This window comes from Exiguobacterium aurantiacum (assembly GCF_024362205.1).
Lineage (GTDB): Bacteria > Bacillota > Bacilli > Exiguobacteriales > Exiguobacteriaceae > Exiguobacterium > Exiguobacterium aurantiacum_B.
Genome location: NZ_CP101462.1, coordinates 2,535,951 through 2,555,000, shown reverse-complemented (window position 1 = coordinate 2,555,000; position 19,050 = coordinate 2,535,951). Strand labels below are relative to the sequence as shown.

The 19,050-nt window shown below is 54.4% G+C and carries 15 protein-coding genes, 2 rRNA genes and 1 riboswitch (1 of these 18 cut by a window edge); all 17 genes read left to right on the top strand.

Features of this window, described 5'->3' with window-relative positions:
• Positions 1–1,414 (top strand): 23S ribosomal RNA (locus tag NMQ00_RS13210); it begins 1,500 nt to the left of the window's first position.
• A gap of 57 nt (positions 1,415–1,471) precedes the next feature.
• A 5S ribosomal RNA gene (gene rrf, locus NMQ00_RS13205) occupies positions 1,472–1,587 on the top strand.
• Between the two features lie 83 nt (positions 1,588–1,670).
• Entirely contained in the window at positions 1,671–1,862 is a 192-nt protein-coding gene (locus tag NMQ00_RS13200) for an NETI motif-containing protein (protein ID WP_034781380.1), read from the top strand.
• 140 nt (positions 1,863–2,002) lie between these two features.
• A riboswitch (purine riboswitch) is annotated at positions 2,003–2,104 on the top strand.
• 69 nt (positions 2,105–2,173) lie between these two features.
• Entirely contained in the window at positions 2,174–2,662 is a 489-nt protein-coding gene (gene purE, locus NMQ00_RS13195) for a 5-(carboxyamino)imidazole ribonucleotide mutase (protein WP_255177051.1), read from the top strand.
• Positions 2,662–3,756 (top strand): 5-(carboxyamino)imidazole ribonucleotide synthase, encoded by a 1,095-nt coding sequence (purK, locus tag NMQ00_RS13190; RefSeq protein WP_255177050.1) that lies wholly within the window; start codon positions 2,662–2,664, stop codon positions 3,754–3,756. Before purE ends, purK begins: the two co-directional genes overlap by 1 nt.
• Positions 3,753–5,045, top strand: a complete 1,293-nt coding sequence (purB, locus tag NMQ00_RS13185) for an adenylosuccinate lyase (protein ID WP_255177049.1) — start codon at positions 3,753–3,755, stop codon at positions 5,043–5,045. Before purK ends, purB begins: the two co-directional genes overlap by 4 nt.
• 48 nt (positions 5,046–5,093) lie before the next feature.
• Complete coding sequence (purC, locus tag NMQ00_RS13180) at positions 5,094–5,798, top strand: phosphoribosylaminoimidazolesuccinocarboxamide synthase (protein ID WP_255177048.1); 705 nt, start codon at positions 5,094–5,096, stop codon at positions 5,796–5,798.
• A complete protein-coding gene (gene purS, locus NMQ00_RS13175; RefSeq protein ID WP_021065194.1) occupies positions 5,795–6,037 on the top strand; it encodes a phosphoribosylformylglycinamidine synthase subunit PurS in 243 nt (80 codons plus the stop codon). The genes purC and purS overlap by 4 nt, the downstream gene beginning before the upstream one ends.
• Positions 6,034–6,714, top strand: a complete 681-nt coding sequence (gene purQ / locus NMQ00_RS13170; RefSeq protein WP_255177047.1) for a phosphoribosylformylglycinamidine synthase subunit PurQ — start codon at positions 6,034–6,036, stop codon at positions 6,712–6,714. The genes purS and purQ overlap by 4 nt, the downstream gene beginning before the upstream one ends.
• Positions 6,698–8,917: a phosphoribosylformylglycinamidine synthase subunit PurL gene (gene purL / locus NMQ00_RS13165; RefSeq protein ID WP_255177046.1), complete on the top strand. Its 2,220-nt coding sequence runs from the start codon at positions 6,698–6,700 to the stop codon at positions 8,915–8,917. The genes purQ and purL overlap by 17 nt, the downstream gene beginning before the upstream one ends.
• Positions 8,893–10,302, top strand: a complete 1,410-nt coding sequence (gene purF / locus NMQ00_RS13160; protein WP_255177045.1) for an amidophosphoribosyltransferase — start codon at positions 8,893–8,895, stop codon at positions 10,300–10,302. Before purL ends, purF begins: the two co-directional genes overlap by 25 nt.
• Before the next feature lie 12 nt (positions 10,303–10,314).
• A complete protein-coding gene (gene purM / locus NMQ00_RS13155; protein WP_255177044.1) occupies positions 10,315–11,349 on the top strand; it encodes a phosphoribosylformylglycinamidine cyclo-ligase in 1,035 nt (344 codons plus the stop codon).
• On the top strand, positions 11,346–11,924 hold the full coding sequence (purN, locus tag NMQ00_RS13150) for a phosphoribosylglycinamide formyltransferase (protein ID WP_255177043.1): 579 nt from the start codon (positions 11,346–11,348) through the stop codon (positions 11,922–11,924). The genes purM and purN overlap by 4 nt, the downstream gene beginning before the upstream one ends.
• Entirely contained in the window at positions 11,921–13,441 is a 1,521-nt protein-coding gene (gene purH / locus NMQ00_RS13145; RefSeq protein WP_255177042.1) for a bifunctional phosphoribosylaminoimidazolecarboxamide formyltransferase/IMP cyclohydrolase, read from the top strand. The genes purN and purH overlap by 4 nt, the downstream gene beginning before the upstream one ends.
• A gap of 13 nt (positions 13,442–13,454) precedes the next feature.
• Entirely contained in the window at positions 13,455–14,708 is a 1,254-nt protein-coding gene (gene purD / locus NMQ00_RS13140) for a phosphoribosylamine--glycine ligase (protein WP_255177041.1), read from the top strand.
• 99 nt (positions 14,709–14,807) lie between these two features.
• A complete protein-coding gene (locus tag NMQ00_RS13135) occupies positions 14,808–17,093 on the top strand; it encodes a bifunctional diguanylate cyclase/phosphodiesterase (RefSeq protein WP_255177040.1) in 2,286 nt (761 codons plus the stop codon).
• A 179-nt stretch (positions 17,094–17,272) separates the two neighbouring features.
• Positions 17,273–19,015 (top strand): adenine deaminase C-terminal domain-containing protein, encoded by a 1,743-nt coding sequence (locus tag NMQ00_RS13130; protein ID WP_255177039.1) that lies wholly within the window; start codon positions 17,273–17,275, stop codon positions 19,013–19,015.
• Positions 19,016–19,050: the final 35 nt, after the last annotated feature.

The following is a 19,050-nucleotide window of genomic DNA, read 5'->3' as shown; positions in this document are numbered from 1 at the left end:
GGAAGTGCACGGACAAGCAGCGAGGCCGTCGGGTTGGCAAATCCGCCCGACACACAAGGCTGAGCTGTGACGTGGAGCCCGTAGGGCGAAGTACCGGATTTCACGCTGCCAAGAAAAGCCTCTAGTAAGGAGGTCGGCGCCAGTACCGTAAACCGACACAGGTAGGCGAGATGAGAATTCTAAGACGCGCGGGATAACTCTCGTTAAGGAACTCGGCAAAATGGTCCCGTAACTTCGGGAGAAGGGACGCTTATGGCAACATAAGCCGCAGTGAATAGGCCCAAACGACTGTTTAGCAAAAACACAGGTCTCTGCTAAATCGCAAGATGAAGTATAGGGGCTGACGCCTGCCCGGTGCTGGAAGGTTAAGGGGATGTGTCATCGCAAGAGAAGCACTGAACCGAAGCCCCAGTAAACGGCGGCCGTAACTATAACGGTCCTAAGGTAGCGAAATTCCTTGTCGGGTAAGTTCCGACCCGCACGAAAGGCGTAACGATTTGGGCACTGTCTCAACGAGAGACCCGGTGAAATCATAGTACCTGTGAAGATGCAGGTTACCCGCGACAGGACGGAAAGACCCCATGGAGCTTTACTACAGCCTGATATTGAGGCTTTGTACGCGATGTACAGGATAGGTGGGAGTTTGTGAAGCCGGAGCGCCAGCTTCGGTGGAGACACCCTTGGGATACCACCCTTTGCGTATAGAGTCTCTAACTCGCAGCCGTGATCCGGCTGGAGGACCGTGTCAGGTGGGTAGTTTGACTGGGGCGGTCGCCTCCTAAACAGTAACGGAGGCGCCCAAAGGTTCCCTCAGAATGGTTGGAAATCATTCGAAGAGTGCAAAGGCAGAAGGGAGCTTGACTGCGAGACCTACAAGTCGAGCAGGGACGAAAGTCGGGCTTAGTGATCCGGTGGTTCCGCATGGAAGGGCCATCGCTCAACGGATAAAAGCTACCCTGGGGATAACAGGCTGATCTCCCCCAAGAGTCCACATCGACGGGGAGGTTTGGCACCTCGATGTCGGCTCATCGCATCCTGGGGCTGGAGTAGGTCCCAAGGGTTGGGCTGTTCGCCCATTAAAGCGGTACGCGAGCTGGGTTCAGAACGTCGTGAGACAGTTCGGTCCCTATCCGTCGTGGGCGCAGGAAATTTGAGGAGAGCTGTCCTTAGTACGAGAGGACCGGGATGGACGCACCGCTGGTGTACCAGTTGTTCCGCCAGGAGCATCGCTGGGTAGCTACGTGCGGACGGGATAAGTGCTGAAAGCATCTAAGCATGAAGCCCCCTCCGAGATGAGATTTCCCTTTGAGCAATCAAGAAAGACCCCTCAGAGACGATGAGGTAGATAGGTCATGGGTGGAAGCACGGCGACGTGTGGAGCTGAATGATACTAATCGGTCGAGGCTTTGATCTAGTCTAATGGTTTGTATGAATTGATGAGTCTTCAGTTTTGAGAGAACGATCTCTCTTGTCTGGTGGCGATAGCGAAGCGGCCACACCCGTTCCCATGCCGAACACGGAAGTTAAGCGCTTCAGCGCCGAAAGTAGTTGGGGGTCTCCCCCTGTGAGGATAGGACGTCGCCAGGCAAACGGTGGTTCTGGAGCATTCGCTCAAGGGCCGCCGCTTTTTTTATTTATATCGCGATTCAAATGAAAGAGAGGAAGAACAGATGGCCAAAAAAATCAAAGTATACGTCGAGCCAAACGAGACAATCGATGAGTGTTTAAATCGAATTGCTCAAATGGGGTATCGCCCGGTACGTAGGATTGAAAAGCCTGTCTTTGAACAAACGGGAACCAAAGACGAACCTGTACATTCCCATCAGTCGATTTTATTTGAGTGCGTTGCTCTCAAACCATAATGCCAAACCGCCACGAGTGAGTGGCGGTTTTTTTGTATTTTAATGAACCTAAAGACGAACGATAAATATTCAGACAATTAAATTGTTCGCAGTTTGTTGACATGTTTTGAATGAACAAGGTACGATAGGCGTGTGAGTTAAGAACAAATTAAATAGTGCTCCATATAATCGCGAGGAAATGGCTCGCAAGTTTCTACCTGATCGCCGATTCTGATCAGACTATGGGGTATAGTCGACATTTTTTTGTCGTGGCCTATACCCTAAACTGGTTATTCGGTTTAGGGATTTCTTTATTTAAGGGGGACATTTAAGTGAAGGCAACAGTAAGTGTGATTATGGGTAGCTCGTCTGATTGGGAAACAATACGCCATGCTTGTGACATCCTAGAAGAATTGAATATTCCATATGAAAAACAAGTTGTCTCGGCACATCGGACGCCGGACTTAATGTTTGAATATGCTGAAGAGGCCCGAGAACGGGGCATACAGGTCATTATTGCAGGTGCGGGAGGTGCAGCCCACTTGCCGGGTATGGTCGCTGCAAAGACAACATTACCTGTCATCGGGGTGCCGGTACAATCGAAGGCGTTAAACGGACTTGATTCATTGCTTTCGATCGTTCAAATGCCTGCAGGTGTACCGGTCGCAACCGTCGCCATCGGTCGTGCCGGGGCGACGAACGCAGGTCTCCTCGCCGCACAGATCCTGAGCCTCCAATTTCCTGAATTGACTGAACGTCTTGAGTCATACCGCCAAGCGAAACGTGAGATGTCACTTCAAGCGACGGAGGAACTGATCTAATGAGAATCGGAATTTTAGGTGGAGGTCAATTAGGTCGCATGATGTCGCTCAGTGCGAGTGCTATGGGGTACGAAACGTTAAGTCTTGATCCGAACCCAAACGCACCCGCCGCTCAAGTCGCACCGAGCATTGTCGCTGCATTCGACGACGTAACGGCAGCTCGTGAACTGGCTCATCGTTCAGACGTCATCACCTATGAATTTGAGAACATCGATACGACGATGATTGAAGCCATTGCTGACAAATGTCCTCAAGGGATGGATGTCTTGAAGGCGACGCAGCATCGAATCTTTGAAAAGCAAATGATTGAAGGGGCTGGTCTTCAAGTCGCACCGTATATTCCGGTCCGTTCCGTCCGGGATGTCATTCGAGCAAAAGACGTGTTAGGTTTCCCGTTCGTCGTCAAGACGTGCCGGTTCGGTTATGACGGAAAAGGTCAAACGGTACTGCGGTCGGAACAAGACGTATACTCGTTCACAGATCAGTTCGAAGAGACCGAATATGTGGCCGAAGCTTGGCTTCCTTTTAAAAAAGAAATCTCTGTCATCGTGACGAGAGGGAAGCACGAGACGACGACGTTCCCCATCAGTGAGAACATTCATCAAAATAATATTTTACATCTTTCGATTGTACCGGCACGAGTGGAGCCAGATATTTTGGAGGAGGCGCGGCACTTGGCCCTTCAACTCGCCGATTACATTGGACTAATCGGTACGCTGGCCGTTGAGTTGTTCATTATGGAAGATGGTTCCTTGTATGTGAATGAACTTGCCCCACGCCCTCACAACTCAGGACATTACACGATTGACGCCTGTGAGACGTCACAGTTCGAGCAACACATTCGGGCGATCGCCGGGATGAAGCTCGGGCGAACGACGCTACGCACCCCGGTCGTCATGGTCAACCTGTTAGGCGAACATATGGGCGAGCTGAACCCGCAAACGTTACCGTCGAATGTTAAACTACATTTGTATGGGAAAGAAGAAGCCAAGCTGGGCCGGAAGATGGGGCATTTGAACGTGCTCGCTGATTCCGTCGAAGAGGCGCTTCAGACCATCGAACAATTGGCAATTTGGAAGGAGACCGTTTTATGATTTCACGTTATACCCGTCCCGAAATGGCGGCGATTTGGACAGACCAGAACAAGTTTGAGGCATGGCTCCAAGTAGAACTGTACGCCTGTGAGGCATGGAGCGAACTCGGTGTCATCCCGAAGGAAGATGTCGCCGTATTGTGGGACAAGGCATCGTTTGATGTCGAGCGCATCCTCGAAATCGAACAGGAGACGCGTCATGATGTTATCGCCTTTACCCGTGCCGTCTCAGAGACGCTCGGCGAAGAGAAGAAGTGGGTACATTACGGACTGACTTCGACGGACGTCGTCGACACGGCCTTGTCGTACTTGATCAAGCAAGCGAACGACATTTTAGAAGCCGATATCGACCGTTTCATCGACATTCTCGCCGAGAAAGCGAAAACACATAAGTACGACATCATGATGGGACGTACACATGGCGTGCACGCAGAGCCGACGACGTTCGGATTAAAGCTCGCCCTTTGGTACGAAGAGATGAAACGTAACAAGAAGCGATTCATGGCCGCCCGTGAGACGATCGAGTTCGGCAAGATGAGTGGTGCGGTCGGCACGTTCGCAAACATCGATCCGTTCATCGAATCGTATGTGTGTGACAAGCTAGGGATTCAAGCGGCACCAATCTCGACACAGACGTTACAACGTGACCGTCACGCCGAGTACATGTCCACGCTCGCGTTAATCGCCACATCAATCGAGAAGATGGCGACAGAGATTCGCGGCCTCCAAAAGACAGAGACACGTGAGGTCGAAGAATTCTTCGCCAAAGGTCAGAAAGGGTCGTCAGCGATGCCGCATAAACGTAACCCAATCGGTTCAGAGAATATGACCGGCCTGGCCCGTGTCATTCGTGGTCATATGGTGACGGCGTATGAGAACGTCCCGCTTTGGCATGAACGTGACATCTCGCACTCTTCAGCCGAACGAATCATCCTTCCGGATGCGACGAGCCTCCTCAACTATATGTTGAACCGGTTCGGCAATATCGTGAAGAACTTGACGGTCTTCCCAGACAATATGCGCCGTAACATGGACCGGACGTTTGGCATCATCTTCTCCCAACGCATCTTGCTCGCCTTGATCGAAAAAGGATGGTCGCGCGAAGCCGCGTATGACGCCGTTCAACCGAAGGCGATGCAGGCGTGGGAAGAAGAGACGATGTTCCGCACTTTGATTGAACGAGACGCCGAGATGGGCGCACTCTTCACGAGTGACGAGCTCGACGACCTATTCGACCCGAGCCATCACGTGCGCCGTGTCGATGTCATTTTTGAACGCTGTGGTTTGTGATCGTTGAGGGGCTTCATGCCCCTCTCACTTTTAAGGGGGACGATACAGATGGAAGCAATTTACGAAGGTAAAGCAAAAGCGTTATTTGAGACTGAAGAACAGGGTGTGCTCCGTGTTTATTATAAAGACGACGCGACAGCATTTAACGGGGAGAAGAAAGAATCAATCGCCGGCAAAGGTGTACTGAACAATGCCATCACGACGCGCTTGTTCGAACTCATGCACGATCACAAGATTCCGACGCATTTCATTAAGCGAGTATCGGATCGCGAGCAACTCGTGCGCCGTGTCGACATCATTCCGCTCGAGGTAGTCGTTCGCAACGTCGCCGCCGGGAGCCTTGCCAAACGACTCGGTTGGGAAGAAGGGGCACCGCTCCTATCGCCAATCGTCGAGTTTTACTATAAAGATGACGCACTCGGAGATCCACTCCTAACAGAGGACCATATCCGTTTACTGCAAGTCGCCACACATAAAGAAGTCGAAACATTGCGACAACTCGGCCTGTGGGTCAACGATGTATTGCTCGATTTCTTCAATGAACATGGTATCGATTTAATCGATTTCAAACTTGAATTCGGTAAAGTCGACGGCACGATTATCCTTGCCGACGAAATCTCACCGGACACGTGCCGGCTTTGGGACAAAGAGACGAAACAAAAGCTCGATAAAGACGTTTTCCGAAGAGACCTCGGATCTCTGACAGACACATACAGCCAACTGTTAACACGCATAGGGGGAATGGACCGATGAAAAAAGTAAACGTGTACGTGACATTACGTGAAAGTGTACTGGATCCACAAGGCGTCGCCGTAAAAGGTGGACTCGAACATCTCGGTTTTACAGGGGTAGAGTCGGTACGCATCGGGAAAGTCATCGAGCTTCAAGTCGCAGATGAGACGACCGAAGCGATGGTGCGTGACATGTGTGAGAAGTTGCTCGTCAACACGGTTATCGAGAACTATCGGATCGAGATGGGGGTACTCGCATGAAATTCGCTGTCATCGTCTTCCCGGGATCGAACTGTGACCTCGACATGTATCACGCCGTAAAAGATGTCCTCGGCGAAGAAGCGGACTATGTGTTCCATACGGAAACGTCGCTTGATGGGTATGACGGTGTGCTCCTGCCAGGGGGGTTCTCATACGGGGACTACTTGCGCTGCGGCGCCATCGCCCAGTTCTCACCAATCATGAACGAAGTGAAGCGGTTCGCCGAAGAAGGACGTCCGGTACTCGGCGTCTGTAACGGATTCCAAGTGCTCGTCGAAGCAGGGCTCCTCCCGGGTGTGTTGATGCGCAACCGTGACTTGAAGTTCATGTGCAAGACGGTCGAATTGAAAGTCGAAACGAACGAGACGATGTTCACGAACGATTATGCACTCGGTGAGACGATTCGGATCCCGATCGCACACGGGGAAGGCAACTACTACTGTGACGACGAGACGCTCGAGACGCTCCGAGCGAACGGACAAATCGCTTTCACGTATACCGACAATCCGAACGGATCGGTCGCGAATATCGCAGGAATCACGAACGCACAAGGCAACGTGCTCGGAATGATGCCACACCCGGAACGGGCGGTCGAAGCACTCTTAGGCGGGGAAGACGGCAAACGATTATTCACTTCGATGGTGAAATGGGGGACTCGACATGCTACTTACAACTGAACCGACAGCAACACACATCCGTGAAGAACGACTTTACGCAACGATGGGCTTGACCGATGAGGAATATGCGCTCGTCGTCTCACTGCTCGGCCGTGAGCCGAATTACACCGAGATCGGGTTATTCTCGGTCATGTGGTCTGAACACTGTTCGTACAAAAACTCGAAGCCTGTCCTCCGGAAATTCCCGACCACTGGGAAACACGTCCTTCAAGGACCCGGGGAAGGTGCCGGCATCGTCGACATTGGCGATGGCCAGGCCGTCGCATTCAAAATCGAGAGCCATAACCATCCGTCGGCGATTGAGCCGTACCAAGGTGCGGCCACAGGGGTCGGCGGGATTATCCGCGACATCTTCTCGATGGGCGCGCGACCGGTCGCACTCCTCAACTCGCTCCGCTTCGGAGATTTGAACGAATCACGTGTGAAACATCTCTTCGGCCACGTCGTCTCCGGCATCGCCGGTTACGGCAACTGTGTCGGCATCCCGACGGTCGGTGGGGAAGTCGCGTTCGACCCGGCCTATGCCGGCAACCCGCTCGTCAACGCGATGTGCGTCGGACTCATTCGCCATGAAGACATTCAAAAAGGGATTGCCGAAGGTGTTGGTAACTCGGTCATGTACGTCGGCGCGACGACAGGACGCGACGGCATTCACGGGGCGACGTTCGCCTCGGAAGAACTCGGTGAGGATGCGGACGAGAAACGCCCGGCCGTCCAAGTCGGTGACCCGTTCATGGAGAAACTGTTGATTGAGGCGTGTTTGGAAGTCATCAAGCACCCGGCTCTCGTCGGTATCCAAGACATGGGGGCAGCCGGTCTCACGTCATCTTCGGCCGAGATGGCATCGAAGGCAGGCATGGGCATCGAGATGAACCTCGACCTCGTCCCACAACGTGAGGCTGACATGACGCCATACGAGATGATGTTGTCCGAGTCACAAGAGCGGATGCTCCTCGTCGTCAAGGCAGGGCATGAAGATGAGATCGAAGCGATCGTCACGAAGTGGGGACTTCATGCGATCAAAGTCGGTGTCGTCATCGAAGAAAAAGTGCTCCGTCTTCTCCATCACGGGGAAGTCGCGGCCGAAGTGCCGGTCGACGCGCTCGCAGAAGACGCACCGGTCTACCATAAGCCGTCGCAAGTACCGGCATACTATGAGACGTTCCAAGCGATGGCACCGGTCCAACCGGTCGTCACGGACGCGCTCTCGACATGGAAAGATGTGCTCGCCATGCCGACAATCGCCTCGAAACGTTGGGTGTATGAGCAATATGATCACATGGTCCAAACATCGACCGTCGTCGCGCCAGGAAGTGATGCGGCCGTCATCCGCATTCGCGACACAGACAAAGCGCTCGCGATGACGACGGACTGCAACGCCAAGTACGTCTATCTCGACCCGCGTGTCGGTGGTGCGATCGCGGTCGCAGAGGCAGCGCGCAACATCGTCGCCAGCGGCGCCACACCACTCGCCCTCACGGACTGCTTGAACTTCGGTAGCCCGGATAAGCCAGAAGGCTTCTGGCAGCTCGACCAAGCCGTCGAAGGGATGGCCGAAGCGTGCCGTGCTCTCGACACACCGGTCATCGGTGGAAACGTCTCGCTTTACAATGAATCGAACGGGACGGCGATTTATCCGACACCGGTCGTCGGCATGGTCGGCTTGATCGATAAGCCAGAACATATCACGACGTCGTTCGCGAAAGCAGCAGGCGACATCATCTTCCTGCTCGGGGAGACGAAACCAGAATTCGGCGGTAGTGCGCTCCAAATGCTTCAAGACGGTAAAGTGAGCGGGCAGGCGCCGACGCTTGATCTTGAGACAGAGAGCAGTCAGCAACAAGCACTCCTTACAGCGATTCGGGCAGGACTTGTCACGGCGGCCCACGACGTATCGGAAGGTGGGCTCGCCGCGGCACTCCCTGAACTCGTGTTCGGCACGGGCTTCGGCGCAGACGTCACGGTCAACACGGATCTCGTGACGACGCTCTTCAGCGAATCACAGTCACGTTTCCTCGTCACGGTCGCACCGCATCAGGCCGATGCGTTCGCATCCTTGACGAAGGCGTCGCGCATCGGACAGGTGACAGACACGCCACAAATGACGGTTCGTGCGAGCGACCGACTCATTGAAATGGACGTCACGGAACTTGAACGGGTATGGGAAGGAGCTATTCCATGTTATATGACATCCGAGGCATGAACGAGGAGTGCGGGGTATTCGGGGTATTCAATCACCACGAAGCGTCACACCTCGCCTACTACGGCCTCCACAGCCTGCAACACCGGGGACAAGAAGGGACAGGCATCGTCACGGCTGACGGCGAACGCTTGCACGCCAAACGCGGGCTCGGCCTCGTCGCCGAAGTGTTCGACGAACCGTCGCTCGACGCACTGACTGGGCAGCACGCCATCGGTCACGTCCGTTATTCGACGGCAGGCGGTAACACGCTCGAGAACGTCCAACCGCTCCACTTCAAGTCGCTCACAGGCGATTTGGCGATGGCGCATAACGGCAACCTCGTCAACGCCAACGAGTTGAAACATATGCTCGAAGCGGAAGGCGCGATCTTTCAGACGACATCTGACACGGAAGTCGTCGCCCACTTGATTAAGCGGAGCCGGGGCAACTCGATGAAAGAACGGATCGCGGACAGCTTGGCTCGTCTTGTCGGCGCATTCGCCTTCCTCTTCTTAACGGAAGACGCGCTCTATGTCGGCGTCGACGTGCACGGCTTACGTCCGCTCTCGCTCGGTCAGACCGAGGACGGAGCTTATGTGTTCGCCTCAGAGACATGTGCGTTTGACGTCGTGGGGGCGACGTACGTACGCGATGTCGAACCGGGAGAACTGCTCATGATCACGCAAGACGGGATCGTATCAGAACGTTACAGTGAGGCAGCGGTCCGTGCGATGTGTTCAATGGAATATATCTACTTCTCGCGGCCTGATTCGATTATCGACGGGATTAACGTGCATACGGCTCGTAAGGCGATGGGGAAGAAGATGTTCGACGAGGCACCGGTCGAAGCGGACGTCGTGACCGGCGTCCCGGACTCGAGCATCTCGGCGGCCATCGGTTACGCCGAGGCGAGCGGGATCCCATACGAGATGGGACTCATCAAAAACCGCTATGTCGGGCGGACATTCATCCAGCCGTCGCAAGAGTTACGGGAGCGCGGCGTCAAGATGAAACTGTCGGCGCTTCGAGGCGTCGTGAGTGGAAAGCGGGTCATCATGGTCGACGACTCGATTGTTCGCGGTACGACGAGCCGACGCATCGTCAAGTTGCTTCGTGAAGCCGGGGCGACCGAGGTGCATGTGCGCATCACGTCACCACCGATCAAGCATCCGTGTTATTACGGCATCGATACATCATCAAAGGAAGAGTTGATTGCGGCTACCAAATCCATCGAAGAGATTAAAGAAGAGATTGGGGCCGATTCACTGGCATTCCTCACATTGGACGGGACGGTTGAAGCGATTGACCGGCCGTTCGAAGGGAACTTGCGCGGGCAGTGCGCCGCTTGCTTCACCGGACTTTATCCAACTGAACTGGCGGAACTTGTAACAGAGACAAAAGCTTGAGGGGGACTGACGATGAGTTTAAGATATGAACAAGCGGGTGTGAATTTAGAAGCAGGCTATGAGGCAGTATCACGCATGAAGCGTCACGTTGCACGGACGATGCGTCCAGAAGTGATGACCGGGCTCGGTAGTTTCGGGGCGATGATCGACCTCGGCTCGATGCAGTTGAAACATCCGATTCTCGTCAGCGGAACGGATGGGGTTGGCACAAAGCTTAAACTCGCGTTCGCGCTCGACCAACATGATACGATTGGAATTGACTGTGTGGCGATGTGTGTCAATGACTGTCTCGTCCACGGAGCCGAACCGCTTTATTTCTTAGACTATATCGCGACCGGCAAAGCGGAACCGGCCAAACTTGAACGCATCGTCGCAGGCGTCGCCGAAGGCTGTGTCCAAGCGGGCTGTGCCCTCGTCGGAGGCGAGACGGCCGAGATGCCGGGGATGTATCCGGACGGCGAATATGATATCGCTGGATTCGCCGTCGGTGTCGTCGAGAAGGAAGCATTGATCGATGGACGAACGATTGAAGCGGAGGATATCGTCCTAGGGTTAGCATCATCTGGTGTCCACTCGAACGGATTCTCCCTCGTCCGCCATATCGTCGAATCGCAAGGGCTCGCCTACACGGATGAAATCGCCATGCTCGACACGACGCTCGGGAACGCCCTCTTGTTGCCGACGCGCATCTATTCCGAGGCGGCGAAAGCGGCCATCGCGACGGGGCGCGTCCAAGGCATGGCCCATATCACGGGCGGCGGGTTTTACGAGAACGTGCCACGCATGCTCCCGGAAGGACTTGGTGTCACGTTCGATGCCTCAAATTGGCCGAGCCTGCCAGTGTTCGACTGGCTCGAACAAGTCGGCCACGTCTCGAAACAAGAGATGTTCAACGTGTTCAATATGGGCATCGGCTTCATGATCACGGTCCGGCCTGAAGATGTCGCGGTCGTCGAAGCCGCGCTCGAGCGCGCCGGAGAGACGTCGCATCGCATCGGGAAAGTCGATGCCAAACCGGGTGTCCGCATCATGGGGGTCGACCAGTGAAAAAGTTTGCCATCTTCGCCTCCGGGTCCGGTAGCAACGCCGAAGCGATTTGGCAAGCCATCGACCGAGGCGACTTGTCAGGAGAATGTGTCCTGCTCGTCACGGACAAACCAGAAGCGAAAGTACTCGAGCGGGCAGATCGGTTCAACATCGCGAGCTTCTCGTTCGAACCGAAGACGTACGCGTCAAAAGCAGAATTCGAACAAGAGCTTCTCGTCTTATTACAGGCATTAGGCGCCGACTATATCGTCTTGGCCGGGTATATGCGCTTGATTGGGGACGTGCTACTTGCGGCGTACCCGAAGCACATCATCAACATCCATCCGTCGCTGTTACCGGCCTTCCCTGGTAAAGACGCCATCGGACAAGCGCTCGCGGCGAACGTGCCGACGAGCGGTGTCACCGTCCATTACGTCGATGCCGGGATGGATACGGGACCGATGATCGCCCAACAAGAAGTTGAGATCGCAGGCTGCGATGCTATGGAAGCGACAAGACGCATCCAAGCGGTCGAGCATCAGCTCTATCCGCGCGTATTACAACAAGTGTTTATCCAACAGGAGGTTTTCAAGTGAGAGCATTACTGAGTGTGTCAGATAAAACAGGAATCGTCGAGCTCGCGCAGGCGTTGCATGAAGCGGGCATCGAACTCATCTCGACAGGCGGGACGGAAGCGGCGCTCATCGCGGCCGGTCTTCCCGTAAAAAACATCTCGGAAGTGACATCGTTCCCAGAGATGCTCGACGGTCGCGTGAAGACGCTCCATCCGCTCGTACATGGCGGACTTCTCGGACGCCGCGATCTGGACTCGCACGTCGAACAGATGAAAGACCACGACATCGAACCGATTGACTACGTCGTCGTCAACTTGTACCCGTTCAAAGAGACGATCGCGAAAGAGAACGCGACGTATGACGAGGCGATTGAGAATATCGATATCGGCGGACCGAGCATGCTCCGTTCGGCCGCAAAAAACCATGCCAGCGTGACGGTCGTCGTCGACCCGGCCGACTACGGTCATGTCGCTGAAGCGGTTCGCGCCGGCGGGACGACGTTCGAGACACGTCAACGTCTCGCGACAAAAGCGTTTCGCCACACGGCGGCATACGACGCCTTGATCGCTGACTATTTAGGGCAACAGATCGGTGAGACGTTCCCGGAGCAACTCACGGTCACGTATGAGAAAGTACAAGACCTCCGTTACGGAGAGAACCCGCACCAGCAGGCAGCGTTTTATAAGACGCCGCTCTATCACGGGATGACGCTCGCGAACGCGGAGCAACTGCACGGCAAAGAACTTTCGTATAACAACATCCAAGACACGAACGCAGCGCTCGAGGCGCTCAGTGAACTGACGGAACCGGCAGCGGTCGTCGTCAAGCATATGAACCCGTGCGGTGTCGCTGTTGGAGAAACGATTAGCCAAGCGTTCTCAAGAGCCCATGCGGCCGATCCGGTTTCAATTTTCGGTGGCATCGTCGCCTTGAACCGTGAAGTCGATGTGGAGACGGCAGAAGCGCTCCGCAACATCTTCTTGGAGATCATCATCGCGCCATCCTTTAGCGAGGCAGCACTTGACCGATTGAAAGAGAAAAAGAATCTTCGGTTATTGACGCTCGACATGGGCCAGATGACAGGGATGCGTTTGACAGCGGTCGCGGGCGGCCTGCTCGTCCAAGACGGGGACGACGTCACACTCGATGATGCGTCATGTCAAATCGTGACCGACCGTCGACCGACGGCGTCCGAGTGGGAAGACTTGAAACTTGCGTGGCGTGTCGTCAAACACGTGAAATCAAATGCAATCGTCGTCGCGAAAGACGAGACGACAATCGGCATCGGCGCCGGACAGATGAACCGCGTCGGCGCGGCGAAAATTGCTTTCGAACAAGCCGGGGAACGTGCGCAAGGGGCTGCGCTCGGTAGCGATGCGTTCTTCCCGATGGGTGACACGGTCGAGGCAGCGGCAGCGGCCGGCATCACGGCCATCATTCAACCAGGCGGGTCGATCCGTGACGAAGAGTCGATTGAAGCGGCGAACCGTCACGGCATCACGATGGTATTCACGTCAGTTCGACACTTCAAACATTGAGAGGAGCGATACGATGAACGTACTCGTTATTGGACGCGGCGGCCGTGAGCACGCGCTCGCCTGGAAGTTGAGACAAGACGGACACGTTGTGTTCGTCGCCCCCGGTAATCTCAATATGGACGGTGTGACGTGCGTGCCGATCAAAGAGACAGATGTCTCGGCCCTCGTCGCCTTTGCGAAGGATGAGGCGATCGACTGGACGATTGTCGGTCCAGAATCGGCGCTAATGGCTGGTGTCGTCGACGCGTTTCAAGCAGAAGGACAACGCATCTTCGGACCGACGAAAGCGGCAGCGCTCCTCGAGGGCAGCAAGGCGTTCGCTAAAGAAGCGATGCGTGAAGCCGATATTCCGACAGCGGGATATGACACGTTCACCGACGCTGCATCGGCGCTCCATCATATCGATCAACTCGAAGCCCCGCTCGTCGTTAAAGCGGACGGGCTCGCCGCCGGTAAAGGGGTGACGGTCGCGTTCACACTCGATGAGGCACGGGCGGCCATCCATGATATTTTTGACACGGACAAGTTCGGCGACCAGTCACGTGTCGTTATCGAAGAGTTTTTGGACGGGGAAGAGTTCTCGCTCATGGCGTTCGTCTCAGGCGAACACGTCATCCCAATGATCACGTCTCAAGATCACAAGCGTGCGTTTGACGGCGACAAAGGTCCGAATACGGGTGGCATGGGCGCCTACAGTCCGATGCCTCACTTGGATGATGTTGTGTATAAGGAAGCCGTCGAACGCGTGCTCTTCCCGCTCGCGCGGACGATGGTCGAGCGGGGCACACCGTTCGAAGGATTTTTGTATGCGGGCCTCATCTTGACGGCGGATGGCCCGAAAGTGATCGAGTTCAACGTTCGATTTGGCGATCCCGAGACCGAGGTCATTCTCCCGAACTTGGCTTCTCCACTCCTCGACGTCATCGAGGCGGTCGTGGACCAAAAACCGTACTCGATTGAATGGGTGGACGGTTATACGATTGGAGTCGTCGTTGCGGCAGAAGGATATCCGGATCGAGCGACAACCGGGCAGGTATTGTCAGGATTCAGTGACTTAGGAGACGATGTGCTCGTATTCCATGCGGGCACGACCCGTGACGGGACAGACATCGTCGGCAACGGAGGGCGCTTATTCGTGCTCACGTCGACGAAACCGACGTTGCTCGAAGCGAAGACGACCGTGTATATGGCACTCGAACAACTTGATTTGCCACAGACGTTCTACCGTCGTGATATCGGTGGACGGGCGTTGGCTCGTATTTTTTAAAGGATGGGTCAACCCGTCCTTTTTTTCATGCGAAAAGAAGGGAATCCCGGCTTCCTGCTCTACAATAATGGAGTAGATTGAAGGAAGAAGGTGGTCGACGTGCGCATTCGGACGAAGCTCATGATTGCGGTGGCCGTGAATATAATTGTGTTTGTCGGTGTCATCTTTTTTGGGGTACGACCATATTTCATCGAGAAAAGCATGGAGCAAGATCGTCAAACGGTCGAGAGTCAAATCGCGAGCGTGTCTGAGACGCTCGCCAATCGGAAGCATACGCTCGAGCGCACACTCGTCGACTGGGCCGTCTGGAATGATACGTATACGTTCGTTCAACGACGGAACGCCTCCTACGTGCAAAGCAATATTAGCGACGAATCGCTTACAAATTTGAGCGTCAACGCCATCGTCTATTTGGACCGTGATGGGCAAGTATTCTACTCGGCGTTTCGTTCAACGGACATGACGTTGACGAAGTCCGATCAACAAACGATTCTCAAGGCGGTCACTTCTCGATTGAGCAATCAGGAAGGTACGCAACACGGCATATATGCGAGTGATTTCGGTCCGACGCTGTACGTCAGTCACCCGATTTTACGAAGTGATAGGAGTGGCCCCGTTCAAGGAACGCTCGTCATGCTCGAGTTCGTCGATGCTGCTGTCATGGCGGATATAAGTGCCCAGACGAAAATCCCGTTGACGATTCAGCCGGCACGCCAAGCCGAGACAGTCATCACGAGCGGGACGGATGGGACCGATGTCGTGATCCCTCTCGATACGGTGTTTCAGCAAGCGGATTATGAAGTTGGTTTCACCGTCGCCCAGACACACTACGAAAACACGGTCACGATGTTGCGTCTCGGCATGATTGCACTCGTCGTCCTCGGGTTCGGTCTGTTCTTCTCCTTGTTGTGGACGATTCATCGAGTCGTGGTTCGTCGTCTGATGGAAATCGTCAGCGAGTTGAAGGTCATCACGCTCGAGCGGGATAGCCGACTCCGCCTCAGCCGGGACGCGCACAGCCACGACGAAATCGAACAGATGGCGATGAGCATGAACGAAGTGCTCGCGGCGCTCGAAGATACGCGCGCCGAAGTGCTCGACCGGGCATTCCGGGACGCGTTGACACTCCTCCCGAACCGACTCGCGCTAGAAGATTACTTCTCGACCGTACGTGGCAAGCAGGAACGAATCGGGGTGCTCGGATTGGACTTGGATGACTTCCGACGCATCAACGACCAATACGGACATCGCACGGGTGATTCTGTTCTTATCTATATCGCTTCTCGGCTCAACTTCTATAAAGAAGACGGGTTCGTCGCCCGCATCGGGGCCGATGAGTTCATGCTCGTGCATCCGGGTTGGACACTCGAACAGCTACAACCGGTCGCCCGGCACTTGATGAAAGATTTGAAGGACTGGGCCGACGTCAATGGTGTGAAAGGGACGGCGGCAACAATCGGCATCGATGTATTCACCTGCGCCGAACCGAATCATACGTACGAGATCATGATGGGTCGGCTCGACGTCGTCATTCATGAGGCGAAACTGTCTGGGAAGAACCGCATCCTCACGTTCCAAGAAATCGAGGATGGGAGCCATTATTTACAGACGCTCGAGATGGAACGCGACTTGCGGTATGCTCTCGAACATGATGAGTTCGAATTGTATTATCAACCGATCGTATCGCCGCGTCCATTTGCGGTCCGAGGGGTCGAGGCGCTCATTCGGTGGAATCATCCTGCCAAAGGTCAAATCTCACCGGGGCTGTTCATCCCGGTCGCTGAACAACTCGGCCTCATCTCGGACTTGGGTCACTGGGTGCTCGTACAGGCGGTCAAGGAGATGAAAGACCATGTGGAACGGCATCATTTGTTCCTCTCGATTAACGTATCGAAACGACAAATCGCCGACGGTTCGTTTTTAGCTTCATTGGAACATGTGCTGACCGAAACGGGATTTGACCCTCATCGCCTCCATGTCGAAATCACCGAGAGTGAGGTCGGCGGGAATTTGTATGAGCTTCAGCAGTTCATCCACGCGCTCAAAGCGATTGGCGTCAAAATTTCGCTCGACGACTTCGGGGTCGGGACGTCGTCGCTCTCGTTCTTGCAGTCGCTTCAACTCGATATTATTAAAATCGACCAAAATTTTGTCAAAGGTATCCCTGAGAATACGTTCGACCGGGCCTTGCTTGAAGGGTTGTATCAAACGTTCCATGCGCTCGGTCTTGATATCGTCACCGAAGGTGTCGAGCGTCCGGAGCAGCTCGCTTTCGTGCTCGAACATAGCAGTTCATTGATTCAAGGTTATCATTACAGTAAGCCGGTTCCACTGGCACAACTTGAGCATTATTTGAAGAAAACGGTCACGATGTATGACTGGTAAAGGCACCTTCTCCAGGAGGTGTCTTTACTTATGTGAATTTCATGTGAATTCCGTTACAATAGGCAACATAACTTGCGAGCCTTTCCGAGAAAAGGTAAACTTGAACTAGACGAAAGAAAACGCTTACAAAATTATTGTCTAATAATAATGGCGAGGCGATTAAGGGAGGATTGGGTTCGATGCCAACAAAACGATCGGCGCGGGCACCGTGGTCTAAAGCGATGATTCGGTCACAACTAGAAGTCGTGAGCCAAATCAGGCCACCTTCGCTCGTATTGAAAAATGCGACATACTTGAACATGTACGTGAAGCAATGGAAACAAGCCAACATCTGGATTGAGCATGATCGGATCGTCTACGTCGGGCCGGACTTGCCAAAGGCTGCCGTCGAGACGGTGGACGTATCCGGAAAATATATCGTGCCTGGCTATATCGAGCCGCATGCGCATCCATTCCAACTTTATAATCCGGCGACGCTGTCGAAGTATGCAGGTGAGCGGGGAACGACGACGCTCGTGAATGACAACATGCTTCTTTTTTTACAAAATAAGGAGCAAGCGTTTGCACAACTCGACGCGATACAACAGTTACCGACGAGCACCTATTGGTGGGCACGTCTTGATACACAGACCGAACTCGACCGGGACAGTGTCCTCGTCGATTCAGAGCGGATTCACGACTGGTTCAATCATCCGGACGTCATCATGGCCGGTGAATTGACAGCATGGCCGCGAACGTTAAAAGGCGATGACGAGATGTTGCAATGGATGCTCGACGCCGAGACGTGCGGACTCCCGGTCGAAGGGCATTTCCCAGGTGCCTCGGCGAAAACGTTGACGAAGATGGCGTTGATGGGTGTTCACAGCGACCATGAGGCAATGACAGCAGACGAGGCGCTATGCCGGCTTGAGCATGGGTACACGACGACGCTTCGCCATTCTTCGATTCGTCCCGATCTTCCAGGGTTGATTCGCGGTCTGATCGATGCAGGACTCGAGGCGTTCGATCATGTGATGGTCACGACTGACGGCTCGACACCAGGGTTTTACCGAGACGGGCTTCAAGACGCACTTGTCAAAATCATGATTGAGGCCGGACTTCCACCGATTGAGGCGTATCGAATCGTCTCCTTGAATGTGGCACGTCATTTCGGACTCGACCACGTCCTCGGTTCGATTGCGCCGGGACGCATCGCGCATCTTAACATCCTCGATGCGATCGACGAACCGCGTCCGTCCGCCGTCATTGCCAAAGGGCAATGGATTTATCGGGACGGGACGTCGTTGTTCCCGAACGAGCTCGTCGACGCGGCGCTCGCGCTCATGCCGTCAACGAATGTCGACATCGAACTGACACCGAACGATTTGTCGTTCAGTATGCCGGTCGGTCTCGATATGGTCAACTCGGTCATCATGAAGCTATTCAAAATCTCGCACGACACGGGTCAAGACGAATTGCCGCGTGATGGGGACGAGTCGTTCCTCATGTTGCTTGATAAGGAAGGAAAGTGGCGCCTCAATACGGTGTTGAAAGGGTTTGCCAACGATTTTGGCGGTCTCGTCAGCTCGTATTCGATTAGCGGCGACTATTTAATCCTCGGAAAATGCAAACTAGACATGTTGACGGCGTTCGAACGGATGAAACAGCTTGGCGGAGGCATCGTTCTCGTCGACCGCGGTGAGATTATCGCGGAGATCCCGCTCCCGCTCTGCGGGATGACGTCACAAGAGCCGATCGAACAGTTGATTGTCCAGGAAGAAGTGCTGCGGTCCGAACTGCTCGGGCGCGGGTACAAGTTCGAAGACCCGATCTATACGCTCTTGTTCTTGGCATCGACGCATTTGCCGTACGTCCGGGCCACTCCGCTCGGAATTTACGAAGTGATGAAGAAACAAATACTATTTCCGGCGATTTTACGATGAACAGTTGAGTCCGAGCCGGTCGTGCTTTAGAATGA

Bases quoted from the DNA above. Each gene is read 5' to 3' on its own strand.
- NMQ00_RS13200 (WP_034781380.1), top strand. From the start codon at position 1,671: ATGGCCAAAAAAATCAAAGTATACGTCGAGCCAAACGAGACAATCGAT.
- purK (WP_255177050.1), top strand. From the start codon at position 2,662: ATGAGAATCGGAATTTTAGGTGGAGGTCAATTAGGTCGCATGATGTCG.
- purB (WP_255177049.1), top strand. From the start codon at position 3,753: ATGATTTCACGTTATACCCGTCCCGAAATGGCGGCGATTTGGACAGAC.
- purC (WP_255177048.1), top strand. From the start codon at position 5,094: ATGGAAGCAATTTACGAAGGTAAAGCAAAAGCGTTATTTGAGACTGAA.
- purS (WP_021065194.1), top strand. From the start codon at position 5,795: ATGAAAAAAGTAAACGTGTACGTGACATTACGTGAAAGTGTACTGGAT.
- purQ (WP_255177047.1), top strand. From the start codon at position 6,034: ATGAAATTCGCTGTCATCGTCTTCCCGGGATCGAACTGTGACCTCGAC.
- purL (WP_255177046.1), top strand. From the start codon at position 6,698: ATGCTACTTACAACTGAACCGACAGCAACACACATCCGTGAAGAACGA.
- purF (WP_255177045.1), top strand. From the start codon at position 8,893: ATGTTATATGACATCCGAGGCATGAACGAGGAGTGCGGGGTATTCGGG.
- purM (WP_255177044.1), top strand. From the start codon at position 10,315: ATGAGTTTAAGATATGAACAAGCGGGTGTGAATTTAGAAGCAGGCTAT.
- purD (WP_255177041.1), top strand. From the start codon at position 13,455: ATGAACGTACTCGTTATTGGACGCGGCGGCCGTGAGCACGCGCTCGCC.
- NMQ00_RS13130 (WP_255177039.1), top strand. From the start codon at position 17,273: ATGCCAACAAAACGATCGGCGCGGGCACCGTGGTCTAAAGCGATGATT.